The sequence below is a fragment of the Microvirga calopogonii genome, from assembly GCF_003347665.1.
Classification (GTDB): domain Bacteria; phylum Pseudomonadota; class Alphaproteobacteria; order Rhizobiales; family Beijerinckiaceae; genus Microvirga; species Microvirga calopogonii.
The window spans coordinates 59238-69656 of record NZ_QDGA01000026.1 but is presented as its reverse complement, the minus strand read 5'-3'; the positions used below and the strand labels follow the sequence as shown (position 1 = coordinate 69656).

Below are 10419 nucleotides of genomic sequence, written 5' to 3'. Positions count from 1 at the left end.
TGCACGGGCCGTTCTGCTCCGACGAGGAGGTGGAGAAGGTGGTGGCGCATCTCAAGCGCCAGGGCCGGCCGCAGTACCTGGAGGCGGTCACGGCCGAGGAGGACGAGGGCGGCGCGGCGGCCGGCGACGCGCCGGTGTTCGACCAGGGCGAGTTCGGGGCGCCGGGCGGCGACCTGTACGACCAGGCGGTGGCGGTGGTCTTGCGCGACAAGAAGGCCTCGACGAGCTACATCCAGCGCCGGCTCCAGATCGGCTACAACCGCGCCGCCTCGCTGATGGAGCGCATGGAAAACGAGGGCATCGTCGGGCCCGCAAACCACGCCGGTAAACGCGAAATTCTGATCAATCATCTCGAACTCGACGATTGATCCAACGTCCTAGCCGAATAATGGAAAAGGCGGCCCTCTCAGGCCGCCTTTTTGCTTTCGGAAGAGCAGTCGGATTATTGGATAACCTGAACGACCGTCCGCGTCTGCGGATCGACCAGGACAGTCTGATCGTTCACGATCGTATAGCTGTAGGGATTTCGAAGGCCGACGCTTTGCGGGACGGGGTAGAGCCTGACGCGCGGCGGCAACGGCTGACCGACTGTCACTTCCTCTGCCACACGCATCGTGGGACGACGCTGGGCAACGACATAGGTGTGGACCCTGTTCTGCTCCTCAGCAGTGAGAACGCCGCCGACCGCGGCACCAGCAACGCCGCCGACCACGGCGCCAACGGGGCCGCCCACGACGGCGCCGGCCACGGCGCCACCTGCGGCGCCAGTCGCTGCGCCGGTTTCAGGGGTACTCTGGCAGGCGGCGAGGGGAAGGGCCAAAAGAGTCAGGATTGCAGCCGAGCTTAGGGCGTGATTGCGCATGGCGGATTCCTTTCCGGTTAGCACCATGCGAACGCGGGAAAGCTTGGCCGGTTCCCTGCCTACCCAGTCCGGCACCCTAAACCTGAAAGATGTTAGCAAGCCGGTTACCTATCCTTGCCGTTCGTGCTCTCAAATGCATCTGTCACGGCAGATGGAAGCAAGGGGTGGGAGAATAAGGATGATCGAGCGTTCCAAAGTTGCGATCGTGACCGGAGCGGGAACCGGGGTGGGCAAGGCCATCAGCGCCGCTCTCCTGAGGGCCGGCTACAGCGTCGTCATGGCGGGGCGTCGGCGGGATGCTCTGGAGGCGGCCGAGCGGGAGAGCGCGGGAGAAGACGCTCGGACGCTTCTCGTGCCGACCGATGTGACGGACCCGGTCTCCGTCGCGGCCCTGTTCGCCGCGACGAAACAGGCTTTCGGTCGCCTCGACCTTCTCGTCAACAACGCCGGAACGGGCTCGCCCGCCGTTCCGCTCGAGGACATCCCTTTCGAGCAATGGAAAAAGGTGGTCGACACCAATCTGACCGGGACCTTCCTGTGCACCCAGGAGGCGTTCAGGATCATGAAGGAGCAGAATCCGAGGGGTGGGAGGATCATCAATAACGGTTCAGTCTCCGCCTATGCCCCGCGCCCGCTGTCGGCTCCGTACACGGCGACGAAGCATGCGGTGCTGGGGCTGACGAAATCGACAGCCCTCGACGGTCGCGCCTACGACATCGCCTGCGGGCAGATCGACATCGGCAATGCCGCTACCGACATGACCGCCAGGATGACGGAAGGCGTCCTGCAAGCCAACGGGACCTTGGCTCCCGAACCCAGGATCGATCCCAGGCACGTGGCGGATGCGGTGATCTACATGGCTGGGCTGCCGCTCGATGCGAATGTGCTTACCATGACCGTCATGGCGACCAAGATGCCGTTCGTCGGAAGAGGGTGAGACACATTGCCGTGAAAGGGACCTCCCCACCTGTGAAGTAAGCTGGGCTGCCCCATCTCTATGGAATGGCCGGCTCTGGATCAGCCGCGATGTACGGCTTCCATTCAGCTTGTTCCAAGCAGGGTACGAGCCTCGGCAGGACAGGCCGGATAACCTCTTCATGGAGCGTAGGTTCACGATGACGGCGGCGGAATGAGCGCGATCCTCGTCAAGATCTTTGCAACGGCCCTGACCTTGAGTCAGGTTCTCGTCGATCCGGAGGCGGTCAGGACGAGTTTCGATCCTGTACGGGATCAGGGCCAGGTCTCGCAGATCCTGAAGGACGGCTGTACCCATATGCGCCGCGCCTTCGATATCGAGGATATCAATCTCGACGACCTCATCGCCACGGCCATGGACGACCCACAGGCCATCACGGGCGAGCTGAAGGTGTTGCAGGGGTTGAGCTTCAATGATCTGCAGGCGAGCTACCGGCAATTCTGCAAGGACGAGAAGGTCGAGCCACCCCCGGTCGACCTGAGCGAAGTGATCTCGTACTACAATGCGGCCGTTGCCGGGCTTCCCGATGCCGGAAAGCTGAAGGGCCTGAAGCTTCCGGGCGTGAGCGTGATCCTGGACGGGAGCGGCAAGCGCTTCGCCGAGATGTATGAACCCGATCATAGGCGGATCTGGGTTCCCCTGTCGGATATTCCGATGAGCGTGCAGCAGGCCTTTGTCTCGGCGGAGGACAAGCGCTTCTACCAGCACAAGGGCGTGGACGAGCGTGGGGTGATCCGCGCCTTCATGGGGAATCTGACAAATCCCGGGCGGCCTGCGGGCGGTTCCACGATCACGCAGCAGGTGGCGAAGAATCTCCTCGTCGGGGACGACGTCACCTACGATCGCAAGATGCGGGAGATGATCGTCGCTTCGCGGATCGAGCGCGTTCTCAGCAAGGCGGAAATTCTCGAAATCTATCTCAACTCCATCTATCTCGGTCGCTCCTCCTGGGGAATCGAGATGGCGGCCCAGAGCTATTTCGGAAAGAGCGCCAAGGCGCTGTCCGTTTCCGAGGGCGCGTTGCTCGCCGGGCTGACGAAGGGGCCCAACTACTACAATCCCGACACGAAGCCCGATCGCGCTCAGGAGCGCATGGCCTATGTCCTGAGCCGCGTGCAGGATGATGGATTCCTGAAGCCCGATCAGGTCCATCAGGCCATCGGGTCCCTGCCTTCACGAGTACCGTTCGAACGGACCAGGCGTACGATGGGCTTCTACTTCGTCGATCATGTGAGCCGGGATGCCCGGACGCTTGCCGATGTCGAGAACCTGAGCGCCGGAGGCTATACGGTGCGAACCACCATCAACCCCGCTCTGCAGGAGGTTACCGAGACGGCCTTGCAGGAAGGGCTTGCCCGTTACGAACTGAGCGTAGGGCGACAGCGCTACCAAGGCGCCGAGGCCAATCTTGCGGAAGCGATCAAGACGCTCGACGCCACGAAGGATGATTCTCCAGCCTGGAAGCGGGCCTTGGACGCGGTACGGTTGCCTCTCTATGACGTGCACTGGCCGGCGGCCGTCGTCGTCGAGAAGGGGAAAGACCGCAAGACCGGCGCCAATGTCATGCGGGTCGGTCTAGCGGACGGACGCATATTGCCGTTGAACGCCTGGGAGGCGGCACGACGGGACCTCAAGCTCTATGACGTGGTCCGCGTCCAGGTGATCGAGCAGAAGGGCAAGGGTGCGGTTCGCGCCGATCTGCGGGTGCCTCCCTCCGTGCAGGGCGGCGTGGTCGTACTGGAGAACAGGACCGGCCGCATCCTCGCGATGACAGGTGGCTTCTCCTATCCGTTGAGCCAGCTCAACCGGGCCACGCAGGCGCAACGGCAGCCGGGCTCCGCTTTCAAGCCGCTCACCTATCTCGCGGCGCTGTCTAAGGGCCTGCAGCCCAACACGCTGATCTGGGATGCGCCTGTGACGCTTCCTCCCGTGGGCGGGGCAAATGCGAGTGCCGGCGACTCCTGGAGTCCGAAGAACTTCGACGGCGGTCGGGCGGGAATCATGACCCTGCGCCGGGCGCTCGAAAATTCCAAGAATCTCGTAACGGCACGTCTGCTCGACGGCGGCATCGAAGCCACACCGGAACAGAGCCTGAAGCGCGTTTGCGAACTCGCGCTCGAAGCGCAGCTCTATCTGGAATGCACGCCGTATTATCCGTTCGTTCTCGGTGCGCAGCCGGTGCGGATCCTTGATCTTGCCGCCTTCTACGCGGCCGTTGCCAACGAGGGCGCGATGCCGATGCCCCACGCCATCGAGAGCGTGGAGGAGAACGGACGCGTTGTGTACAGCCGCAAAGCCAACACACTGGTTCGACTCGGCTCCGCCGACGCTGTCGCCTTCTATCAGTTGAAGACCATGCTGCAGGGCGTGCTGGAACGAGGAACGGCCCGATCGCTGAAAGCGCTTTCTCCCTTTGTCGGGGGCAAGACAGGAACGTCAGATAACGAGAACGATGCCTGGTTCGTCGGATTTACCAACGACGTCACCATTGCCGTGTGGGTGGGGCATGACAATGCCGATGGAAAGCGCCGGACCCTCGGGCGCGGACAGACCGGAGGCAAGGTCGCGGCCCCGATCTTTCAGTCCATCCTTCAGGCTGCATGGGAACGCGGCATACCGAAGGCGCCACTCAACCCGCCTTCGCCTCAGGCGGCCAAGCAGATGATCGCGCTGCCGATCGATCTCAACACCGGCGACAGGCTGACGGATGGACAGGGCAGGGGCTTCACGGAGCATTTCCGTCTCAGCTGGTTCGGGCGCTTGAACGAGACGCAGTACCGTCTCGTGCCGCAATCGGAAGTGTATGCCTTCCGCAACCCGGACCCGTGGAGCGACGGCGAGGAGAGGAGCGGACCGGATTACTACGAGGACGGTCCCTACGCGCAGGGGCCGGGCTGGCTGGAGAGCCTGCGCCGCAACGCTCCGCCCTCGCGCCGTCCGGCCGAACCCGAGCGGGGCTTCCGCTGGTGGTGGGAGGATGATGCTCCGCGGCGGCCTCAACGGGTGGACCCGGACTATATCTGGCGCAACGGACAGGTTTACTGATGAAATCGACAAAGCCCTTCGGACGGACGCTGGCCGTCCTGGCAGCTCTTTTTGTCTCCACGGGCGCGCTGGAAGCGCAGGAGTTCAAGATCGACGAGGTTGCGTCGGTAACGGCTGTAGCGCCGGCGAAGCTGAAGCCCGGGACCATTCTGTTCAGCGACCACCGCGACGACAAGCTCGCCGATCCCGGAACGGGCTTGATCCGGTTCGAGGACTGGGCACGCGAGAGGCCACTGCAGAAGCAGCTTTTGAGCCCCTATCCCGATTATGTCGAGCCGACGATCAAGGTCTCGGTTCACGGCATCCCGAAAGCCTATACCGAAAAGCTCCACATGTATGTGGTCGAGGCACGCTTCCTGATCAACAAGGCGCCCGGCTCCATCGATCTGGCGCGCTACACTCACCTCGATGTGCTCGAAAAGATCGATCCCGCCATCAAGCATCGCCGCATCACGGCGGATCAGGCCGCCCCGCAGGTGGATCCGGAGAGCGCCTATCAGCGTCATCCGAGCAGGCGCTGGTGCGAGCCGGAGGGAAGTCTGTGCATCGAGTCGCGCTATCCCCTGGAAGGCAAGCTGCCGATCGGCATCCGCCTTGCCAATAAGCTCGAGGAGGGTGGCAAGAAGATCTCGGAGTCCATGGATTTCCAGACGGAGATCCGCACGATTCCGCCTGACGAAATCGAACGGGCTGGCTACACCAAGCTCACCGGCCTTGATGCTCCCGTGACCGGGGTGCTGGAACAGACGATCTTTCACGTGAACCAGGTCATGCAGTTCGGAAAGCTCGTCGCCGTCCTGCAACCCTATCCTGCCGAGGCCAGCAAGACGGTCGCGACCGTCTTCATGACGCTTGCGGTCGAGACCGACGTCTTGGAACGCAAAAAGGAATTCGAGAGCGTTCCTGTGCTCAGGAATCTCATCCCGGCTCAGGTGCTAATGGGCAAAAGCTCGTTCAATTCCGGCAGTTCCATCAGCGCCGGGCTTCCAGACTATGTCCGCAACCGTATCCGCGCCATCGCTGGGCAGTTCGAGAAATAGGATTTGTGCCGCGCAGACGAAAAAGCCCCGTTCCAGTTAGGCCGAACGGGGCTGCTGAGTATGCGGAGGCGACAAGGGGTTGCGGGGAATGGTGCCTCCGTACCAAACCAAGCGTTCAGCTTGATCAATGTTCCTTGGGAAATGTCGTTCTCGAACCTTGGCAGGCATCAAATTTCCTTGATTGCGCCATGTTCGAAGCTCTCACTCGCCTTCTGGATTACCGAGATCAGGTGTGGTCGAACGCCGCACCCGAGTAACAATCCCGCTCTGCGGTTGTTGAGGCCGGGCAGTCAGCGTTTCTTCCTCCCGAACTTGCCTTCCCTGGCCCAGCCAGGGAAGGCATTTTTTTGATCCTTGAAGGCTTCTTTGATCGGTTCCGCTCTCCCGCTCTTCCGTTCATCTGTTGCCCCTGTTATCTCCCGAACCCGTTTTGGATTTTTCCAGGTCTTCCGCCTGACCGGTGGAGCGACCGATGCCGAAGAGGTGCTGTTCCATGGCCAAGGCCATCCATTCGATGATCCGGGTGCTCGACGAGCAACGCTCCCTCGCGTTCTATGAAAAGGCGTTCGGTCTCACGGTGGCGGAGAGGCTGGCGTTCGAGAGCTTCACGCTCGTTTATCTCAGCAACGGCGATAGCGAGTTTGAGCTGGAGCTGACGATCAACCACGACCGGGCCGAACCTTATGTGCTCGGCGACGGCTACGGGCATCTGGCGTTCTCCGTGGACGATCTCGGGGCGGAGCATGCCCGTTTCGAGACACTTGGCCTGAATCCCACGCCTCTCAAGGAGCTGATGCGCGAGGGCAAGCCTCCAGCGCGGTTCTTTTTCGTGCAGGACCCGGACGGATACAAGATCGAGGTGCTCCAGCGCGGCGGCCGCTATAAGTAGCCTGAACTATAAAGCCTGTTTGAGAGATCCCGCTTGGCCATCCGTCCGATCCTCCGCTTTCCCGATCCTCGCCTGCGCTGGAAGGCGGAGCCTGTCGGCTCCATTGACGAGGATGTGCGGACGCTCGCCTGGGATCTGACGGAAACCATGCACGCGGCCCCCGGCATTGGCATCACGGCGCCGCATGTCGGCATCCTCCGGCGGGTCGTGGTCATCCAGTTGGAATCCGATCCTGAGCCTCACATCTATGTCGATCCGGAAATCGTTTGGTTTTCCCCGGATATGATGCGTCATGTGGAGGGGAGCGTCTCGATGCCGGGCGTCACCGATGAACTGGAGCGTCATGCCCGGGTACGGGTGCGCTACCGGGGGCTCGACGGTGAGGAATACGAGGAGGAGGCAGAAGGGCTGATGGCCGTCTGCCTCCAGCACGAGATCGATCAGCTCGACGGCATCTTCTGGATCGATCGTCTGTCGAGGTTGAAGCGGGATCGCCTGATCAAGCGGTTCGAAAAGCTCCATCGCATCAGGGCCTGATGGTGGAGGGGCTCAGATGTTGGAGTTTGTAAACTGTGTTCGAAATCTATCGTATTGAAACCGTGGCCTCGGAAGAGGCGGGCGGAGGTGTCATCCGCCGGATCATGGTGCGCACCGACTCGCTCGACAAGGCAAAGGAGCGTGCCCTGAAGGTTTTCTCGCTCGCCCGCCGTCCGCAATCCCGTGATCCGGAGGTCGAGGCCGTGCGCGTTCTGAACGGTGCCGGCCATGAGGTTTTTTCGATCAGCACCAGGGATTAGGTTCCTGTCCTTGATGCCCATCCGTCTCCTGAGAACCGGAGTACCTGGGGATAAACCAAACACCATTTGACAGCGCGCGCATTCACCGGTACTTGCGCGCCTCCATCGCAAGAAACGCTCACTGAGCAGGCGATGCGAGGAAATGCGCGGGCGTAGCTCAGTCGGTTAGAGTGCCGGCCTGTCACGCCGGAGGTCGCGGGTTCGAGCCCCGTCGCCCGCGCCACTCTCCTCATGCCGCGATGGTGGCTCGCGATCCACGAAAATTCGGTATGGCTTCGAAAGAACAAAGGAGCCGCGACGGGCTCCTTTGCGCTCTTGATCATTTAAGCTCGGGTCAGATAGTCAGGCGATCTTGCCGCCGCCCTTCTTCGTGACGACGAGCAGGGAGGGGCGGGGCGGCATCCCGTCCTTGAAATCCGGCCAGCGGGTGATCGGATTGTCGAAGCTCGCGGGAGCGCCTTCTTCCGCTTCTCCGGGATGCTGCACGGCCAGGAAGAGCGTCTCGTCGTTCGGCGTGAAGAACGGACCGCACATTTCCGCTCCGACAGGAACCCGGAAGAAGTGCTTGGACGTGCCGCGCATTTCGCCTTCCGTTTCGAGGGCCCACAAACCGTCTGCGCGGCCTGTCGCCTTGGCATTGTTGCCGTCGGTGGAGATCCAGAGGCGTCCCTGGTTGTCGACGGCGCAGTTGTCGGGCATCCCGAACCAGCCATTCTTGGTCGTCTCCGACGAGAAGGTCGCGCCGACCGATGCCACGGATGGATCGCCGCATTTCACGAGCACTTCCCAGGTGAAGGCCGTCGAGGCATGGTCGCCGCCCTCCGGCATCATCTCGACGATGTGACCGAAGGCGTTGTTTGCCCGCGGATTGGCGGCATCCACCTGGTCTTCCTTGCGGCGCGTGTTGTTCGTCAGCATGACGTAGACGCGGTTGGTCTGGGGATTGGCTTCGATGTCCTCGGGACGGTCCATCTTGGTGGCGCCGAGAAGATCCGCCGCGCGGCGGGTTTCGATCAGCACGTCGGCCTGGCTCTTGAAGCCGTTCGCCTCGGTGAGGGGTCCCTGGCCGTGCACCAGCGGCAGCCATGTACCCTTGCCGTCCGGGTTGTATTTGGCGACGTAGAGCGTGCCCTCGTCGAGCAGCCCAAAATTCGCCGCCCGGTTCCGGGTGTCGACCTTGCCGGCGGTGACGAACTTGTAGACGTAGTCGAAGCGCTCGTCGTCGCCGAGATAGATCACGTAGCGGCCGTCGCTGTTGGTGATGCCGGCAGCGCCCTCGTGCTTGGTGCGGCCGAGCGCGGTGCGCTTCTTCGGCACGAAGTTGGGATCGAACGGATCGATCTCGACCACCCAGCCGAAGCGGTTGGCCTCGTTCGGTTCCTTGGCGAGGTCGAAGCGGTCGTGGAACTTGCCCCAGGCATAGGCCGGTGTGCCGATGCCGTAGCGCTTGTAGTTCTTCGCCTCGGCATGGGTGTCGCCGAGTGCACCCCAGAAGTAGCCGTTGAAGTTCTCCTCGCAGCTGAGCCAGGTGCCCCAGGGCGTGACGCCGCCGGCGCAGTTGTTGACCATGCCGCGCACCTTGCGGCCGGTCGCGTCCGCGGAGGTTTTCATGCGGTCATGACCGGCGGCCGGGCCGGTGATGTCCATGGGCGTCTCGGCGGTGATGCGGCGGGTGTACTTGGAATCCTTGACCACCTGCCATTCGCCGTTCACCCGACGGATCTCGACCACGGCGCCGCCATGGGCTGCCATTTCGATATCGACCAGCTCCTTGGTCATCTTCGCGAAAGCGACGTCCTTGGCATCCTGGACGCCGACGCCGGGGAACATCAGTTCTTCGTTGGTATATTCGTGGTTTGCCACGAGGAGGCCGTGGTCGCTGGAGCCATCGATCGGGATATAGCCGACGAAATCGGTGTTGTAGCCGAACTGGCGGGCTTGGCGTTCCGCCGTCTGGTTCTGCGGGTCGAACTCGGGAGTGCCGGGGAAGAGCGGATCGCCCCAGCGCAGCAGCACCTTCGCGTCGTAGCCTTCGGCCACGTGATGGGTCTGGTCGACGCCTGCTTCGATCTCCTTGAAGTCGAAGGACGCCGCAGTGCCCTTTTGGGCCGGCTGCTCGTTGGCCGCCAGAGCGCGCGTGCCGACGGTCGCGGAGATCGCCGCAACGGCCAGAGAGCCGCGCAGGAGGTCGCGGCGGTTGAAACGTGTGGCGATGATCTCGCCCATGGTGAGGTTGTGCGTCGGGTTCACCCCGACATCGCCAGAATCTTCCAGATCGCTTGCGCGAAGTCGGGCCTTGTGCTCGTCCATATCGGCTTCTCCGTCACTTGGGACAGAGCCGAGTTAGAACGGTTCTATGTAAGCTTGGTGACAGTCCCGTCGACGCGCGTTCAGATGGGGACATCCCGGGACAGATCGTATATGGTTAGGCAATGAGCAATGATATTTCCGCACTCCGAGAGCAATTGTCAGATCAATGGCAGAAAGTCGCCATCGATCTGATCCGGAAAGGCATCCCGGCCGATCTGGTCTTCGAGTCCCTCCTGACGGTCGGGCTGGCCGGCCAGGTCGAGCTGCAGGGCAAGCATATGATGGCCGGAAAGCTCGTCGCCATCGCCGAGCAATTGTCCGAACAGGTCAGGCAGGAGAAGGCCGCCCTGCAGGAGGCTTCCGGCGCGACGAAGAATTAGGCACCCGTCGCTCGCCATTCGACTTACGGCTAAAGCCCCGTCAAAATTGCTCGTCGGGCAATTTCCGGGTGCAACATCTGGAGTTATTGTCGCGTTAGCTCGCCGAAGCTCCTCGAAGCG

Annotated in this window: 10 protein-coding genes and 1 tRNA gene; 9 read left to right on the top strand and 2 right to left on the bottom strand. The window is 62.2% G+C overall.

What is annotated here, in order from left to right:
• On the top strand, positions 1-368 hold a 368-nt coding region (locus tag DDF70_RS19045), incomplete at its 5' end, for a DNA translocase FtsK (RefSeq protein ID WP_281024376.1).
• A 74-nt stretch (positions 369-442) separates the two neighbouring features.
• Here the strand turns inward: DDF70_RS19045 and DDF70_RS19040 are convergent.
• The gene (locus DDF70_RS19040; protein ID WP_114946429.1) at positions 443-862 is read right to left on the bottom strand and encodes a DUF1236 domain-containing protein; all 420 of its coding nucleotides are present in this window, start codon (positions 860-862) and stop codon (positions 443-445) included.
• Between the two features lie 178 nt (positions 863-1040).
• Between DDF70_RS19040 and DDF70_RS19035 the strand changes: the two genes are divergently transcribed.
• The 7 genes from DDF70_RS19035 (at position 1041) to DDF70_RS19005 (ending at position 7832) form a co-directional block, all read left to right on the top strand.
• Positions 1041-1799 carry an SDR family oxidoreductase gene (locus tag DDF70_RS19035; RefSeq protein ID WP_114946424.1) on the top strand — a complete coding sequence of 253 codons (759 nt, stop codon included), beginning with the start codon at positions 1041-1043 and terminating at the stop codon, positions 1797-1799.
• Positions 1800-1991: 192 nt separating this feature from the next.
• On the top strand, positions 1992-4883 hold the full coding sequence (locus DDF70_RS19030) for a penicillin-binding protein 1A (RefSeq protein WP_114946423.1): 2892 nt from the start codon (positions 1992-1994) through the stop codon (positions 4881-4883).
• Positions 4883-5923, top strand: a complete 1041-nt coding sequence (locus DDF70_RS19025) for a hypothetical protein (protein WP_114946422.1) — start codon at positions 4883-4885, stop codon at positions 5921-5923. Before DDF70_RS19030 ends, DDF70_RS19025 begins: the two co-directional genes overlap by 1 nt.
• A gap of 493 nt (positions 5924-6416) precedes the next feature.
• A complete protein-coding gene (locus DDF70_RS19020) occupies positions 6417-6812 on the top strand; it encodes a VOC family protein (RefSeq protein ID WP_114946421.1) in 396 nt (131 codons plus the stop codon).
• 33 nt (positions 6813-6845) lie between these two features.
• Positions 6846-7349, top strand: coding sequence for a peptide deformylase (locus DDF70_RS19015; protein ID WP_114946420.1), 504 nt, complete (start codon positions 6846-6848; stop codon positions 7347-7349).
• Between the two features lie 35 nt (positions 7350-7384).
• The gene (locus DDF70_RS19010; RefSeq protein ID WP_114946419.1) at positions 7385-7609 is read left to right on the top strand and encodes a hypothetical protein; all 225 of its coding nucleotides are present in this window, start codon (positions 7385-7387) and stop codon (positions 7607-7609) included.
• A gap of 146 nt (positions 7610-7755) precedes the next feature.
• Positions 7756-7832, top strand: a tRNA-Asp gene (locus DDF70_RS19005).
• A 119-nt stretch (positions 7833-7951) separates the two neighbouring features.
• Here the strand turns inward: DDF70_RS19005 and DDF70_RS19000 are convergent.
• The gene (locus DDF70_RS19000) at positions 7952-9919 is read right to left on the bottom strand and encodes a PhoX family protein (protein ID WP_114946418.1); all 1968 of its coding nucleotides are present in this window, start codon (positions 9917-9919) and stop codon (positions 7952-7954) included.
• A gap of 122 nt (positions 9920-10041) precedes the next feature.
• On the opposite strand from DDF70_RS19000, the gene DDF70_RS18995 reads away from it, so the two are divergent.
• Complete coding sequence (locus tag DDF70_RS18995; protein ID WP_162820497.1) at positions 10042-10299, top strand: hypothetical protein; 258 nt, start codon at positions 10042-10044, stop codon at positions 10297-10299.
• Positions 10300-10419 lie beyond the last annotated feature (120 nt).